The following is a 15330-nucleotide window of genomic DNA, read 5'->3' on the forward strand; positions in this document are numbered from 1 at the left end:
CGCTCCAGCTGGGCCCCGGAACGGCCACTGCCACCGGCTCACCGGCCGCGAGACCATCCGCGATGAACGACATGGTGCCGGCGAGGTACTCGTCCATCCCCGCGTAGAACAGTGCTGGATGCCGGAACAGCTCCTCGTCCTCGGCAGGAGGCGTGGGCGAGATCAGCACGGTCACGGCTGGATCCCCTCAACTCGAAGCGAAAATCTGGCGCTCCCATATCCGGCGTGTACCCCAGCCTACGCAGCGCACCATCGGCCGGCCTCGCGGTCCCGGAGCGGCGGCAGGCCCGACGGCGGGTCCACCCTGGCCGAAACTGCACCTTCGAGGTGATCCCTGCGTCGCTACCAGCTCGTCGATCCGGCACTGTGGAAGATCGCCGAGATCGTGCACGAGGCCGACACGATCCGGCTGATGGAGTCCGGTCGAATCGCCGAGCAGGGCACACGACGAGCTACTCGCCGCGGACGGCGTCTACACCCGGCTTTACAGGCGCCGTGTCCGATGGAGCGAGCCCTCGGCGCCGGTGGGCTCATGGACAAGCGCACCAAGGGGATGCGAGCACTGCTAGACACACCAGAAGCCGGTGTCCATCGAGTTGGACACCGGCCTCTGGTCACCGTCGGGACGACAGGATTTGAACCTGCGACCCCTTGACCCCCAGGCATTCGCGCTTGCCGTCTGAGCTAGCCGTGCACCGCTCCCCTGCTGGTCGCGGCGTCCACGGGAGTCCAGGTCGGTCCGGCCTACTGCGCCGCGGTTGTCACTCAGCTAGTCACTCACCACCGACACCGCTCGGTCTCGGCAGCGTCGTGCGCTATGAGTCGGTCTCGACGACCGGAGCGCCATCGGCGGCCTTCTGGACCGACTCGCAGCCCTTCTTCGCGGCGGCCCTCGTCTCGTACGCCTCGCCGGTCGCGACGACCTGACCGTTGCTCGCCTTGAGCCGGAACCTGAACTTGCCGGCGCGATCCTCGTACACCTCGAACTTACCTGCCATCGAAGCCACCTCCGGAGATGATCAGCTCGGTGATCGCGGACAGTACCGCTGTCGACGATCAGGCGGGAGTCCTTGCCACGAGCAGGCGCCGCGGTAAGCACTTCGGTGTAAAGGCGGATGCGACGGGTTATCGGCTGCCGCCCTGTGCCGCTACATGCCGCCTGAGCTGCGGCTTCGTGTCACTGGGCGCCAGCGCGGGCCGGGTGCGGATACGGCGTGCGCTCCGGGAATGCTCCGCTCGCCCACCCGAGTGCCGAAGCGCCATCTCCTCGACCTGGCGCAGCCCGGTCACGCCGCCGCTCGGGGGCATCCCTCGACGGTACCGCCGCTTCTCCACCCAGGCTTGCCCCCGAGCGGCGGCGTGATAGCCCTTGGGGAGGTCGAGGAGATGGCGCGCACCCGGCCACCTCCAGCCCACTGCCTCCTCCTCAGCTCGCCACCTCAGGCCATTCACTCTAACGGCAGGTGTGCGGTCACGAATGCTCTGCTTGAATGCTCCCCGCAGTGCGGTCACTTGGGGGAACTTGCATTGACTATGCCTAGCAGGCGCGCTTCAGACTCCAGTAAGCGCACTCCGGAGCCCATCGAGTCCCTCCTCAAGGATGGACACCAGGCTCACATAAAGAGTCAGATCTTAGATCAAGAAGACTACTTGCGCCACCAACGCCTGATACGAGGCCTTATCCAGCTTTGGCTCGTAGTCGGCAACTTGATAATCGCGGCATTACTCGCACTACTTTTATGGGTTACCGACCCGGCCGTTTCACTCGTGGTCACTATTGGCTCAGCACTCATAGTTTCGATTGTTGCTGGCTTGTCGCTGTACTACCGCCAGTATGAGAGGATCCGACAGGGCAAGCTTCGCCTCAGGAAGCTAAACCAGGTCCGAAAGGAGCACCTTCTCGAAGAGGCCAGCCAGGCTGGGGATGCGAGCCTTCTGGCTATTCACAAGCGCTACCGCGAGGAAGCCCCCGACGTCGTGGAGGCCTATCGAGAAGAGTCGAACAAGTACCGTCGTACGCACAACGTTCTCCAAGGGATTACTATCGTCGGATCGATCACAATCTCAACACTGGCCACAGCCGCAGTGACTCAAGAATCGTTTCGCTGGCTGACAGTTGCAATCAGCCTCATTGTTGGCATCGCGGCCGGATTTACCGGGTACTTCAAGTACCGAGAGAGAAGCTTTAATCTCCAGCAAACGGCCGATTCGATCGAGCGTCAGTACTACTCGGTCGAACTGCGCGTTGGCCGCTACCGCGGCAAGGCAGAGGCGGACGCATACGCCGACTTTGCACACGAGGTCGAGTGGCTGCGCGAAGAGCAGAGTAAGCGGCAACAGCAGCTCGAACAGCCGGCAGAAGTTAAACAGGAACAATGATCGACGTGCGCGGTGGCGTTCAGAAGGCCGACGGCGGGCAGGAAAGCGTACGGCCGTGGTTCTTGTAAGCCAATCCAATGACAGGGCGTGACCTACTCCGCCCCGACATGTCTAGCCCGGGAGCACCGATTGTCCGTTGCCGAACCGTCCGCGCGGTCGCTTATGCTGGAAATGTTGGCGGGCGACACACTCGTCGCCCGAGGAACCGGCTTCGTCGTCGTGACGGACGCCCAGCCATTCCTGATCACAAACCGCCACAACCTTATTGGTCGCGACTCTGACAACGAGCCGCTTGGTAATGGACGCATACCGACCCGCGTCGGAATCTGGCACTCGGCAGTCACAACCGACAGCATCGGCTGGACGCAAAGGACCGAGGAGCTGTACTTTGAGCCCGGATCGCCCCGTTGGCTTGAGCATCCTCAGCACGGCAGAAGGGTGGATGTCGTCGCCCTCCCGCTCCACTCAGCAGACGGACTACAGCTGCGACCATATAACCCTGCCGCCTCCAACCCATCATTCGTCAACATGGAAGTATCGGCGGACGTCTTCATTGTCGGGTTTCCATTCAACCTGGCCGCAGGAGGGCGGCTAGCAATCTGGTCACGCGGGACAGTAGCGACAGATCCCATCATCGATTACGACGGACTTCCTCAGTTCTTGGTCGACAGCAGGACTCGTCAGGGCCAATCCGGCTCGCCAGTTATCCACTGGTCCCAGGCAAGCGGAACCACAAGACACCCGGACGGCAGCGTTTCGATGGGGTACTCGCCGCCCACAGCCACACTGTTGGGCGTGTACTCGGGCCGCGTAAATAAGGAGAGCGACCTCGGACGAGTGTGGAAGCCGCAAGTAATTGCGGAGATCATACGCGGTCAGATGAATCCCACAGGCGAATCATTGGCATCCGGCTAGGTTATGTGTCACAACGTCGGCGCCAGCAGCCGCGCGCCGCGCGGGGACCGGCCGGAGGCCGCACGCCCCGCGCGAGCGCTTGCGGCTGCATCGGGTAGGCGCCGCCTTGAACAAGGAAGGAAAGTCTGAACACGCGAACGCAGGGGTGGCAGGGGTGGCAACAGCCAGGCAGCGCTCGATACTCCCCGAGTGCCTGGCCCGGCCGAGTTACTGTCGCGCGCCGCGACCGCCTGGCTGGTCGGCTCGCCATCGCGTAAGGATGGCTGCTGCCGCAGGGATAGCCCGCGCGGGTTGCCGACTTCGCCGACAGCGTCGCAGTCGCCGATTTCTACAAACACCTGCAGGACTGGCTGACAGGTCCGGGCCAGGGCGCTCAAGTCCTCGTTGTGGACAACGCCCCACCCGCCTCAGCTGACGACGACATCGTCGTCCGTTTCTCCAGGCGGGCAGACCAGCCTCCGTACGGGCTAATCGAGGACGAGGTGTCCTAAATCCGCGCGGCGCCCATCCCGGAGAAGCCCACCGGGTCCGCACCGGATGGTCCGTGAGCGTGCGCCGCATGACCTCTGTTGGCTGGCGGCACGTGTCCGTGCTGATGACGGCGGCATGCCCATCGAGCGACGTCGGCGCAACGTCTGTCAGGGGGTCAGGGGCTGGCCTCTGTCGTCTTGGCACTGCGACCCGATCGCGGGGAGCTCTTGAGACGCCAGGCCACCAGCCCGCCACCGAGCGCGACTCCGCCGAACCCTGAGATCAGAAGCGGCCAGCCGGTGAGCGCCCCCTGCGAGAAGCTACTGCCGGGCTCGACCGCCGCGACGACCTGGTTCGGAGGCTCGACGGGCACGCTCGCCGCTTTGGGCTCCACCACCTCCGCACCCAGGAACTCGCGCAGCATGCCGGTGTCGGTGATGACATTGAAGTTCTGCCCGAAGAACGGCACGGTCATTTGGCTGTTGATCCCGTACACCTCACCGCGGGAGTTGATCGTGGGCCCGCCGGACATGCCCTGGTCGAAGTCCGCACTGACCATGCGGCCAGAAAATGAGATGGGCGGCCAGAAGGCCTGGGTCAGCACATGCTGACGAAGCGCGTTCGCGGTGGCCTCGCCGGGAACAACCGCGCCGACCCGCCCGATGCCCGGTACTCGCCCCACGACGGCCCATCCGCTGCGCCCCATCGCTTCGAGCGACACCACATGCGCCTCGCGCGGCCCCCGCTCGACCATCTCGCTGGCGGACTCGTACGTCGCCGCGTCAATCGGCCCGGGCAGCTGACCGGAGTGCGTCGTGACCCCGAGCGCGTTCTCGTAGGCCGCGCGCCCGCGAGGTCACGAACAGCGGCGTCCCGCTCGGACCGGTGCCCGGCGCGGCGGTGCCGGGCGAGTGCCTCGGCGAGGAAGGTCGCGATGTGCGCCAGCTGGTACAGCTCGTAGCTGGGCAACGTCATCAGCGGATAGTCCGTACTCATCCCATCCATGCCTCTCCGAGACGCGGAGCACGCCGAACCGGCCCCGGCGTTGCGTTCCAACGCGGTGTCAGATCGGCCCCACGTGGCCGAGAGTGAGTCGGGAGCGCTTGCGCTGCGCGTTCGAAGGCCGCCCGCCGGGCCGCCGAAGCACAATCCGGCGCGGGCAGGGCGGACCCCGCAAGGGCCTCGGCGTCGACGAACGCACGGTGCATCGACGCGTACGCACCGATATCACGAACGTCGAACACCACCCGCTCGAGCTGGATCCGCAACGAACAATGCCGCCCCGCAGGACGCAGCATCTGTCCCGACGACGGCGGCGCGTCACGCGCGTCGATCAGCACCGCCGTCTCTGCGCTACCTCGACCGACCTGCTGCACCGGCGGCACCCGCGGACGGCCCGACTCCCTCGGCAACCACATCGCATCCTGGCCAAACTTCCGCCACGTCGCCGCGAACACACGCGCAGTCGGCCGGTCGTGGATGTAGAGCAACATGCGCCCACCCGCACACTCACCGCCGCCTCCGCGGTGCCCGCATGATGAGCGACGACCGCGAACTCCTGAACACCGTGCAACGTGAGCACGACCCCCACGGACTGCCGCTCGTGCACCACTGCCTCCCCGCGCCGCCCACGCCGAGGGCTCACACCCGCGGCTGACGCGAGCCTCGATCCCGACCTGTCCGGGTCCGTGGCTCCCGCGCGACCGATACGTGGTCAACGCCAGCCACCTGCGACGACGGCGTCGAGACCGTCGGAGGCGGCCACGCCGACGACCAGGCCCGAACCGCTTCACCCGTGGCTTCGGCTGCGGCCGCCTGATGCACCCGCCCGCGCTCGCGCTGCCACGCCGCGATCTCCTGCAGCAACGCCGCCAACGCGACCGCCAGCGCGACCCCAGCCGCGACCTCGTCCTGCCGCAACACCCTGCGGTGGCCGATCAGCTGGCGAGCCGCCCACCGCAGACCCGTGCTGGCCCCACTCGGCTCCCCCACCCGCCGCTCCGGGATCCGTGCCGCCCGCTCGAACCGATCCGCAGCCCCGCCCAGGTCACGGCCCGCGAGCTCGAACCCGCGCACGGCTGTCAGCAGGTCTTGCGTGGCGTGCGCGATCTCGTCGGCGTCCACGCCCAGCCGCCCGTTCCGCGTGCTGGCCACCGCCCGTCGCGCGCGGTCCACGCCGTACCGCGCCTCCGCCAAGACATCGGCAGGGGCGGCCGCTACACCCGAGACTCCAGCCCACCGCTGCTGCAGGCGAGGCATCGACAGGTCGGCCGCGAGCTTGCTGCCGGAGTAGTAAACGGGATAGTCGGCCGCAGTCTTGTCGCCGGGCCGGGCCACCTTGTACCCCAACGCGTCCCCCGACGGGCCGTACCGGATCTCCACCAGATACCCCGCCGAACGCAACGCGGACTCGAACGAAGACACGTCGTGAGCGGCGACCGCCGCCGCGGTCACCGCGCGCACCAGATCCGGCCGCGCCGGGACTTGACCCCGGCGCGCCGCCTTCTCCACCTCGCCCCGGACCGGAGCACGGGAGGCGGTGGCGTCGGCTGCAGCCGTGAGCGTCAGGCCCAGCCGCTGCTCGATCTCCCGCGCGGCCACCCGCAACTTCGGATAGTCGCGGTGCGGCCAGAACCGCCGCCCCGTGTCCTGACGCACCAGCACCACCGCGATGTGGATGTGGTCATCCGCATGCCGCACCGCCACCCACCGCGGCCCACCCTTGTCACCGCGGGACACCACGCCGGCGCCGTGCAACAGATCGCGCGCCACCTGCGCCCACTCGGCGTCAAAGAGCACGCGATCCTGGGCCGCGACCCGCGCCGAGCAATGCCACACATACCCGCGCCGACCCTCACCATCGGCAGCCTCCGAGAGGCCCGCAGCGATCGCCGGTGCACGCAGGGCTCGAATCAGCGGACCGAGCTCGAGATCCCACTCCCCCGGCCCCGTGGCCGGCGGCTGCCACCCCGCGTCCCGGCCGTCCCACGTGGCGACCACGCGTGGTCGCCGATGCTCCTCAGCCCGCCCGGGCCCCATCAGATAGGCCAGCAGCCCGCCGACCCGCCAGCCGTGCACCACCTTCGTGATCACAACGACAACCGCGTCACCGCAACATCCACCAGCTCATCCAGCCGCGCCCGCGTCGCTGGCGCCTCACGCCCATAGCGCAGCAAGATCCGCACCACGTCCACCCACTCCACCGGCATCTCGTCCACGTCACCCCGAGCCACCCGGCAGGCCAGCTCACCGATCCAGGCGCCCGCAGCGAGCCCGTCACGCTCCGCCGCAGCAGCCACGACCGCGAGCTCGGACGGCGCGAACCGCACGACGAGTTGCAACGTGCGCGCTGCGTCGGCACGAGCGCGGCGACGACGCGGGCGGAAGTCGGCAGGGCTACTCACCGCGACCATGCTCAGCGCAGGTGTGGTCCTGACGTGGCTCGACCGCGCCACAACATCAGCACGAGGGAACGCCCCCGTTCCCGTTACCAGCGCTTTTCGCGAGAAGCAACGCTTCTCGCATATCTCGCTCCAAGTGGCGCGTATTCGATCAGATGCGAACTCGATACGGTCTGCTGCGCAATTCTGCGCATCGAGGCAGAACCTGAGCTAAGCAGCAGCGACGCGATGTTGGTGCGAGTGATGATGTCACCTCGAGCCGTAACGCCGACACGTCGCCGGCCACTCGTTCGACTGGTTGACCTGCTGGGATGTTGGCGGACTCGCATCCGATGCGACATTCTCCCGTTCAACGCGAACAAGGTCGGGAGTGATCGAGGGTGGAGATCGGGTCGCGGGTGCCGGGAGCGGCCCGGTTGCACCTGGCCGACGGCATCCCGCTGCTGCGTCCCGAGGAGCAGGTGTTCTCCGCGATGCTCGACGGCTGGCGCAACCAGCAGCTGGCCCGCAACCTCGCGCTGGCGACCATCGCCGCCCGCGAGCGCGCCGCCCGCGCGTTCGCCGCGCACGCCGACGCGTTCCCGTGGTTGTGGAGCGCGGCGCTGCTCGACGAGTGGCTCGGGGATCTGCGCGCGGTCCGCGGGCTGCGCCGCTCCACGCTGCGCGGCTACCAGGAGTCGATCCGGCTGCTGTGTCTCTACCTGACCGACCCCGCCTACGGCTGGCCCGGCGAGTGCGAGACCCGGTTCGGCACCCACCCGGTCCAGGTGGTGCACGAGTGGAACACCGCCGTGCATGTGCAGCAGGCCGAGGGCGACCCGATCAAGCGCGCCTTCACGATCGACGAGCTGCAGGCGTTCTTCGACCACGCCGACGGGCAGGTCGCGCGGATCCGCGCGGCTGGGCGGAAGGGCTGGTTGCCGGCGTTCCGCGACGCCACCCTGTTCAAGATCGCCTACGGATACGGGCTGCGCCGCCGCGAGGTCGCCATGCTCGACGTCGCCGACTTCGGCACCAACCCGCACGCTCCCGAGTTCGGCGAGCGCGGGGTCTGCTACGTCCGCCACGGCAAGGCGATGAAGGGCTCCGCCCCGAAACGGCGCAGCGTGCTGACCGTCTGGCCCTGGGTCACCGAAGCCCTCGCCGAGTGGACCACCGAGATCCGGCCCCTGCTCGCCGCCGAATCGAACCCGGCGCTCTGGCCCTCGGAGCGGGCACCGCGGGTCGGGCTGGCCCAGATCGACGCCCGCTTCGCCAGCATCCGCACCGCGCTCGGGCTCGCCCCGGGCCTCGACTTCCACTCGCTGCGCCGCTCCTACGTCACGCACCTCATTGAGGCCGGCTGGGACCCGTTGTTCGTCCAGCATCAGGTCGGGCACGAGCACGCGTCTACTACCGCGATCTACACCTGCGTGTCCTCGGACTTCCGCACCCGCACCCTGCGCCGCGCGCTCGATGCCACCCTCACCCAGGCCACGACCGCAGCGGCGAGCACCGCCGTGGCGGTCAGGCCGCAACCGGACGGAAGCAGCCGATGAACCGCCGACACGTCAGCTACCGGTGGCGGCTGCGCGAGATCATGGCCACCCGCGGGCTGTTCACCACCACCCACCTCGCGCCGCTGCTCGCCGAGCGTGGCATCACGCTGTCGGCCTCCCAGATCCACCGCCTCGTCACCGGCACCCCCGAACGGCTCTCGCTGCCCGTCCTCGCCGCGCTCTGCGACCTGCTCGAGGTCACCCCCGCCGAGCTCATCGAGACTCGCGCCGAGAACACGTCGGTCCGCAAGGCAGCCGGCGCCAGCGGTCCGACGGCCATCCCCGGGCCGGCCGAGCTGCGCCCGACCCGCGCGCGGCTGCGCCCCGAGCCGTGACCCGACCACCACACCCGCCCGACCACACATCGACCACGCCGCCAGCCACGACGCCCGACACGACGAGGACGTCGTCCTCGCCAGCGGCCAGGTCGAAGCGGTGGACCTGCGCGCGCTGCGGGCGCGACCACTCCGCTTACCGGTGCTGGCCCGAGGGACACCTATGTCGGACCTGCGTCCTGGCCGCCCTGGACATCCATGGAGTCTGCCCGGGCTGCGGTGACCAGCGGATCCTGCCAGGCCGCGGCTCCGACGGCGCCCCGATCTGCCCGGCCTGCGCCGGAATCGTCCACAGCGTGTTCCGCTGCCACCGCTGCGAGGTCGAGGGACGGCTCTACCACCGCAAACTCTGCATCCGCTGCACCGTCACCGACCGGGTCGCCGCACTGCTCGACAACGGCGATGGCCATATCGACCCCGCCCTCGTCCCGCTCGCCGCCGCGCTGACCACCGGCCCCACCCCGACCCCGGGCGGGCGGCTGGTCTGGCTCGCCAAGCCGCACAACCGCGACCTGCTGCGCGCCCTCGCCACCGGGCAGCTGCCGCTGACCCATCCCGACCTGAACGCCTACCCCGAGCAGGGCCCGATCCCCTACCTGCGCGCACTGCTCGTCCACTGCGGCACGCTGCCGGAGGTCGACCGGCAACTGCTCGAGTTCGAAGCCTGGTTGACCCGGCGCCTGGACAAGCTCGCCGCCCATCCGCACGAGCGGCTGCTGCGCCAGTTCGGGCTCTGGCACCAGCTTCCCCGGATGCGCACCAAGGCCGCGCTGCAGCCGTTGACCCCACCCGCCCGGACCTACGCCCAGCTGGAGTTCATCCACGCCACCGCGTTCTGCACCTGGCTCGCCGAGCACAACCACCGCCCGACCGAGCTCGGGCAGATCGACCTTGACCGCTACTACACGGTGCTGAAGATCGGACACCGGCAATCGCTGCGCGGGTTCCTGAACTGGGCCATGACCAGCCGCAACCTCCCAACGCTGACCTTCGCCCGGACCCGGTTCACCACCGGCGAGGCCCTCACCCACACCCAGCGACTCGACCTGCTCCGCCACTTCGTCCCCGACCACGACCACGCCGGCCCGCTACGGATGCGCGTCGCGGCCTGCCTCCTCCTGCTCTACGCCCAGCCAGTCACCCGGATCATGACCCTCACCGTCGACGACTTCGTCATCGAGGACGACGGCTCGATGGTCCTCCAGCTCGGCAACCCCCCCGCGCCGGTCCCCGAGCCGTTCGCCACGCTCGTGATGCGACTGCTCGCCCAGCGCCCCGACGACGCCACCAGCCGCTGGCTGTTCCCCGGCCGCCGCCCCGGACAACCGCTCAACTACGTCAGCCTCAGCCAGGGCCTGCGCGATATCGGAGTGCCGCTGCGGCTCGCGCGCGTCGCCGCCCTACGGCAGCTCGCACTGCAGGCGCCCGCCCCGGTGATCGCCGAAGCGCTCGGGTTCCACCACACCACCACCCAGCGCCAGACCATCCACGCCGGCGGGATCTGGAACCGCTACGCCGCGCCCGACGGACCAACTCAGCAAGCCGAGCCCCGAACACGCGGCAGATAAATACGCGTGCCTACCAGTATTCCAGGGCGAGTTTCATCGGATGCAGGACTCGCCCCGCCTGCTGCGTGGGTAAACCGCGGCGACGCGCACCAGGACGTGCTCGGCCGGCAGCCTCAGAGCGCTGGTCCGAACAGCGCGAAGGAGCGATTCGAACCGGGGGCGGGCTCCTCGAATAAGCTGTAGCCGTGGCTAGCGGCGCAGCAACGACCGACCTCGCCGGCTGACCTATCACACCGGTTACCGCCAGATCGCCGACGAGCTGCGCCCGGGCCAGGTCCGCTACACGGCATCGGCGCCGTCCCGAATCGCAGCCCCCCAACGCCTCGAGGTCAGGCGCGGTACCAGCCCGGCTCGATCGAGCTCGCGTCGCCAGCCAAGCCGATCTACAGACCTGTGCTTTCGACGAACCGCGTTCTGACCACCGCACTGCCTGCTCACCGACCACGGCCTGACCACCAGTTCGTTCACCGGCCTCGCCACGCTGGCCAGGTCCCGAAGTAGGTGGGTCGGACCGTGGTCAGCAACCGCAGCGTTGATCACATTACGTGGTCCCGTGAGTCAACCACCGGCACAGCTACCCGTCGCTGCCCAGGCGCCACCGAGGAACGCCCCCGTTCCGGACCGACGACTCCGTGACGCGTCGGCCAGAAGGATCGTTTCTGGCATATCTCATTGCCGCAGCGATTCCTATTAAATCGGATGCGGATTGGCAACGGTTTGGTGCGCACCACCGGGGAGGGGTCCGAGATCATGGCCTGACCAGCCGCGGAGCCGGAGGGTATAAGGCCAATTTTGTCATCGGGACTGCCCCGCGAGCAGGGGCGCCGCTTCCCGGTGTCCCTGGCGAAGCTGGTCGTCGCCGACCCGGAGGTGACGTCGCTGCCGGAGTACCTGCGCTGCAGCGACATCGCCATGGGCCTCTGCTGCAGGAGCCTGCCGCCCCGCGCCGCGCCGCCCGTGCGCTAGTGGTGGACTGAATCACCGACGGCGGGGCGCACGGGGAGTTGCGGATCGCGCCGCACCTGCACACCGCCGGTGGGAGGACCCTGCACCAGGTGGTCGACTCGGTGGTGGCTGGGGCTGCACCGCCCGGTTCGACTGAGTGCCGCTCCTCGATTGCAGCCGCTGGACCGTCGAGCTCACGGTGGCGACGACCCCAGCCCCGCTCGGGGGCAACCGGATCGCCGCCCGCCACCTCCTTGAGGTCGGGGAGTCCCCGATCTCGCCGAAGAGCCGGCCGCCGTGCAGGGCCTGCGTGCGAGGGCATCCGACCGCCATGATCCGCGGGACCCGCTTGAGACGGGACGTCCCTGGCGCTTATCCGGGCACTGCGGGGGAATGCCGGTGAAATGAGCGAGGACCGGGCGAATCCGACGTCCGACGAGCATGCGCCGGACGAGGTGCAGGACGGGTCGGTCGGCACCCTGGAGCTGTTCTTCGACCTGGTCTTCGTCTACGGGATGGCTCAGGTCACGGCCCTGATGCTGGCCGACATCTCGTGGGTGGGTTTCGGTCATGGGCTGCTTGGGCTGGCCGCGGTGTGGTGGGCGTGGGTCTGCTACGCCTGGTTGACCAACACCTCGGCCCACGCGGGGCCGCTTCCTCGGGTGTTGATCTTCTTGGCGATGGCCGCGATGCTGGTCGCCGCTGTCGCGCTGCCGGAGGCGTTCGGCGCCCGCGCGCTGGTGTTCGGGCTTGCGTTCCTGGCCGTCCGCCTGATCCACGTCGTGATGCTGGTTCTCGACGTGCGCGGCGAGGCTGCCGTGGGCGCCGCTGCGTTACGGCTGGTCCCGACCCTGCTCACGGGGCCGGCGCTCGTCGTGGCCGGGGCGTTCCTCGAGTCGCCGGTGCGGGAGCTGCTGTGGATCGCAGCCGCCGTGATCGACTTCTCGGGGCCGCTCGTCGTCGGCACAGGCGGTTGGCGGGTCGCGCCGTCGTACTTCGTCGAACGGCACGGTCTGGTGGTCATCATCGCGTTGGGCGAGGCGATCGTGGAGGTCGGCGCCGGAGCCGAGGAGAACCTGGCTCGGCCCGCGGTGCTCGGCGCGGTCGTGCTCGCCGTGCTGATCGCAGCGGGACTGTGGTGGTCTTACTTCGGCTACATCCGCAGCGGTGCAGAGCGCCGACTGCGGGGCGCCGAGGGCCAGGATCGAGCGCGGCTTGCGCGGGACTCCTACAGCTACCTGCACCTGCCCCTGATTGCCGGGATCGTGTTCTTCGCGCTCGGCGTGCACGAGGCCGTCGCGGGGGTGGACGAGCCCCTGCCGCCGCTGCCCGCGCTGGCCCTGGTCGGCGGGGTTGCGCTGTTCTTCGCCGCCGACGTCGGCTACCGCTGGCGGGACCACCACCAGCTGGCCACCGACCGGCTGCTCGCCGCGCTTGCCGCGGCCGCGGTCATCCCGCTCGCCATGTTCGCACCCGCGCTGGCCGCGCTTGCGGCCCTGACCGCCGTCTGCGCGGTCCAGACCGGATGGGAGCTGTGGCGGCGACCCGACCGAGATCGGGCCTGTCGGCAACTCCCGCTGAGCGAAGGAGGAAGGTCGATGTCGCAGGTGTTCGCCCTCGCAGTCCCGGTGTGGGAGATCGTCCTTCGCGCACTCGCGGTGTATCTCGCGCTGGCCGTGCTCGTCCGCGTCGCCGGCAAACGCGGCCTCGCCCAGCTCAATACCTTTGACCTGGTTGTGGTGCTGCTGATTGCCAACACGGTCGCCAATGCGAATCCTCGGCGAGGACACCAGCGTGACCGACGGCGTCCTCGCGGCGGTCGTCCTGATCGCCGTCAACGCCGCCGTGGTGCGGATCGCCGCCCGCTTCAACCGGCTGACGTGGCTCTTCGAAGGCACCCCGACCACCCTCGTGGAGCACCCACGCTGGGTCACCTCGGCCCTGCGCCGCGAAGGCCTGCGAGTAGGTGACATCGCAACGGCGCTGCGCGCGCAGAACGCCGACGGGGTCGCGGATGTGGAACGCGCCGTACTCGAGCCCGGCGGGTCGCTGGTCGTCACCCTGCGGCGAGACGAGCAGCCTGCCGACCACGGCGACGTCGCCGGACTCCATCGGTGACTGGAGGAGGTGGAGAGTCGGCTGCTGGCCGCGGTGAACGAAATGCGTTCGGCCAACAGGGCTTTGGACGATCCGCCACATCAGCGCTGAGTGCGGCCGAGTCGACCTCGAGCGGAGCCGGGCCTGGGCTGAAGGGCCGTCCGTCGGTGATCGGGATTGTCGTCGATCGAGTAACCGGCATCCGACCGCGGAAATAGGCAGGTCGTGGCGGTAGGCCCGAGCGGCGGGCCGGGTTCTTGCAGCCGGCGCTGGATCAACGGTTGTCATGTCCCGGCAACTGGCGCAGACGCTGCGCTCGATGCCAGGATGCGGCGGAGCCTAGTGCAACGGCGGCCGACACAATTGCACTCGGGCTCCGGGCGGCATCGTCCCGACGGCACGACAGCACCGTGACCTCAGAGCACTTCCAGCGGTTGCGGCCCGGTCGGTGCCGGGAAGGCGCGATCCAACGCTGCGAGGTTGTCCTCGGTGAGCCGTAGGTCAAGCGCGGCGTGGTTCTCCCGGACGTGCCCGGCGCTGCCTGCCCGGGGGATCGCGACGATCCCGTCCTGGCGCAGCAGCCACGCCAGGGCCACCTGCGCGGGCGTCGCTTCCTGCGACTCGGCGACGTCTCGCAGCGCAGGATGGTCGAGCATCCGGCCCTGCTCGATCGGCGAGTACGCCATCACCGGGATGCCCAGGTCCCGGCACTGCGGGAGCAGATCGTGCTCAACGCCGCGCCGGGTGAGGTTGTAGAGCACCTGGTCCGTTGCGACCGCGTCGCCCCCGGGTACCGCGGCGAGCTCGGCGAGGTCCTCGGCGTCGAGGTTGCTGACGCCCCAGTACCGGATCTTGCCGTCGTGCACCAGGTCGTCGAACGCCGCCACGGTGTCGCCCAGCGGGCTGCGACCGCGCCAGTGCAGCAGGTACAGGTCCAGCCGGTCGGTGCGCAGCCGCCGCAGGCTGCGCTCGCACGCCTCGACCGTGCCGCGGCGGGTGGCGTTGCCCGGCAACACCTTGCTGACCAGGAACACCTCGTCGCGGCGGCCCTCGAGCGCCTCGCCGAGCAGGTCCTCCGCGGCGCCGTCGGCGTACATCTCCGCGGTGTCGACGAGGGTCAGCCCGAGATCGAGCCCCGCGTGCAGGGCAGCGATCTCGTCACCGCGGCGGTGCGGGTCCTCCGCCCAGCCCCAGGTCCCCTGACCGAGGGCGGGTACCACCTCGCCGGACGGGAGCGAAACAGTGCTGATGGCGGGTGTCATCGCGGCCTCTCGTGCATGGATCGCCTGTCCCGGCAACCGTGACAAGACGCGGCCGCACGCGGCTACGCCCGCCGAGGCGGAAATCCAATCGGCAATTCATCCCGGGAGGACAGGTCGGCCCGACCCGAGGGCCCGGCGCCGGAGTTCGGTGCACGCCGAGTCCGTGCCGCGAGGTGAACTTCGGGGCCCGCGTTGGTGCTGCAGGCTGACGTGGCCGGGCGCGGTGTCCCGCACGATCGGAGGGTCCCGACGGGTGCTGCTGCCCCCAGTCGGGCATCCATTGTGGACGGGGGGAGGCGTCGATGGCCCGGGGCACGGCGCCGTACGGTGTCGAGCACACGGCGAAGGTGCCCAGCGCGGAGCCCACCCGGCCGGGCCCGGCGGGCCACGCGTCTGCCGGACCCGAACCGAGACGATGG

At 69.1% G+C, this 15330-nt stretch carries 15 protein-coding genes; 8 read left to right on the forward strand and 7 right to left on the reverse strand.

Annotated features, from left to right (window positions below; all coding sequences use genetic code 11):
- Together FB558_RS45430 and FB558_RS00010 are read right to left on the reverse strand one after the other, a co-directional pair.
- A partial coding sequence (locus FB558_RS45430; protein ID WP_425468010.1) for an MEDS domain-containing protein occupies positions 1-175 on the reverse strand: 175 nt, incomplete at its 3' end.
- Between the two features lie 640 nt (positions 176-815).
- Positions 816-998, reverse strand: coding sequence for a YegP family protein (locus FB558_RS00010; RefSeq protein WP_142046920.1), 183 nt, complete (start codon positions 996-998; stop codon positions 816-818).
- A gap of 814 nt (positions 999-1812) precedes the next feature.
- Here FB558_RS00010 and FB558_RS00015 point away from each other — a divergent pair.
- Entirely contained in the window at positions 1813-2379 is a 567-nt protein-coding gene (locus FB558_RS00015; protein ID WP_246106171.1) for a DUF4231 domain-containing protein, read from the forward strand.
- A 171-nt stretch (positions 2380-2550) separates the two neighbouring features.
- Entirely contained in the window at positions 2551-3294 is a 744-nt protein-coding gene (locus FB558_RS45605; protein WP_425468011.1) for a trypsin-like peptidase domain-containing protein, read from the forward strand.
- A gap of 646 nt (positions 3295-3940) precedes the next feature.
- On the opposite strand, the gene FB558_RS00020 is transcribed toward FB558_RS45605, so the two are convergent.
- The 4 genes from FB558_RS00020 to FB558_RS00035 form a co-directional block, all read right to left on the reverse strand.
- The gene (locus FB558_RS00020; RefSeq protein ID WP_142046922.1) at positions 3941-4519 is read right to left on the reverse strand and encodes a Do family serine endopeptidase; all 579 of its coding nucleotides are present in this window, start codon (positions 4517-4519) and stop codon (positions 3941-3943) included.
- A 238-nt stretch (positions 4520-4757) separates the two neighbouring features.
- Positions 4758-5258 carry a hypothetical protein gene (locus FB558_RS00025; protein WP_142046924.1) on the reverse strand — a complete coding sequence of 167 codons (501 nt, stop codon included), beginning with the start codon at positions 5256-5258 and terminating at the stop codon, positions 4758-4760.
- 148 nt (positions 5259-5406) lie between these two features.
- On the reverse strand, positions 5407-6858 hold the full coding sequence (locus tag FB558_RS00030; protein ID WP_142046926.1) for a relaxase/mobilization nuclease domain-containing protein: 1452 nt from the start codon (positions 6856-6858) through the stop codon (positions 5407-5409).
- Positions 6855-7106 (reverse strand): hypothetical protein, encoded by a 252-nt coding sequence (locus FB558_RS00035; RefSeq protein ID WP_142046928.1) that lies wholly within the window; start codon positions 7104-7106, stop codon positions 6855-6857. Before FB558_RS00035 ends, FB558_RS00030 begins: the two co-directional genes overlap by 4 nt.
- Before the next feature lie 440 nt (positions 7107-7546).
- Here FB558_RS00035 and FB558_RS00040 point away from each other — a divergent pair, with 440 nt between their 5' ends.
- From FB558_RS00040 to FB558_RS45610, 6 genes are all read left to right on the forward strand, one after another.
- Entirely contained in the window at positions 7547-8704 is a 1158-nt protein-coding gene (locus FB558_RS00040) for a tyrosine-type recombinase/integrase (protein ID WP_246106172.1), read from the forward strand.
- On the forward strand, positions 8701-9039 hold the full coding sequence (locus tag FB558_RS00045; protein ID WP_142046931.1) for a helix-turn-helix domain-containing protein: 339 nt from the start codon (positions 8701-8703) through the stop codon (positions 9037-9039). Before FB558_RS00040 ends, FB558_RS00045 begins: the two co-directional genes overlap by 4 nt.
- Positions 9040-9335: 296 nt before the next feature.
- Positions 9336-10607, forward strand: coding sequence for a hypothetical protein (locus FB558_RS00050; RefSeq protein ID WP_142046933.1), 1272 nt, complete (start codon positions 9336-9338; stop codon positions 10605-10607).
- A 792-nt stretch (positions 10608-11399) separates the two neighbouring features.
- Entirely contained in the window at positions 11400-11573 is a 174-nt protein-coding gene (locus FB558_RS42985; protein WP_170231120.1) for a hypothetical protein, read from the forward strand.
- A 383-nt stretch (positions 11574-11956) separates the two neighbouring features.
- Positions 11957-13522, forward strand: coding sequence for a low temperature requirement protein A (locus FB558_RS00055; RefSeq protein ID WP_211365896.1), 1566 nt, complete (start codon positions 11957-11959; stop codon positions 13520-13522).
- Positions 13464-13670, forward strand: a complete 207-nt coding sequence (locus FB558_RS45610; RefSeq protein WP_170231121.1) for a YetF domain-containing protein — start codon at positions 13464-13466, stop codon at positions 13668-13670. Before FB558_RS00055 ends, FB558_RS45610 begins: the two co-directional genes overlap by 59 nt.
- A gap of 395 nt (positions 13671-14065) precedes the next feature.
- Here FB558_RS45610 and FB558_RS00065 read toward each other — a convergent pair whose 3' ends face one another.
- A complete protein-coding gene (locus FB558_RS00065; RefSeq protein WP_142046937.1) occupies positions 14066-14911 on the reverse strand; it encodes an aldo/keto reductase in 846 nt (281 codons plus the stop codon).
- Between the last annotated feature and the right edge of the window lie 419 nt (positions 14912-15330).

The organism is Pseudonocardia kunmingensis, from assembly GCF_006716445.1.
Lineage (GTDB): Bacteria > Actinomycetota > Actinomycetes > Mycobacteriales > Pseudonocardiaceae > Pseudonocardia > Pseudonocardia kunmingensis.

Bases quoted from the DNA above. Each gene is read 5' to 3' on its own strand.
- FB558_RS00010 (WP_142046920.1), bottom strand. From the start codon at position 998: ATGGCAGGTAAGTTCGAGGTGTACGAGGATCGCGCCGGCAAGTTCAGG.
- FB558_RS45605 (WP_425468011.1), top strand. From the start codon at position 2,551: ATGTTGGCGGGCGACACACTCGTCGCCCGAGGAACCGGCTTCGTCGTC.
- FB558_RS00020 (WP_142046922.1), bottom strand. From the start codon at position 4,519: ATGGTCGAGCGGGGGCCGCGCGAGGCGCATGTGGTGTCGCTCGAAGCG.
- FB558_RS00025 (WP_142046924.1), bottom strand. From the start codon at position 5,258: ATGTTGCTCTACATCCACGACCGGCCGACTGCGCGTGTGTTCGCGGCG.
- FB558_RS00045 (WP_142046931.1), top strand. From the start codon at position 8,701: ATGAACCGCCGACACGTCAGCTACCGGTGGCGGCTGCGCGAGATCATG.
- FB558_RS00055 (WP_211365896.1), top strand. From the start codon at position 11,957: ATGAGCGAGGACCGGGCGAATCCGACGTCCGACGAGCATGCGCCGGAC.
- FB558_RS00065 (WP_142046937.1), bottom strand. From the start codon at position 14,911: ATGACACCCGCCATCAGCACTGTTTCGCTCCCGTCCGGCGAGGTGGTA.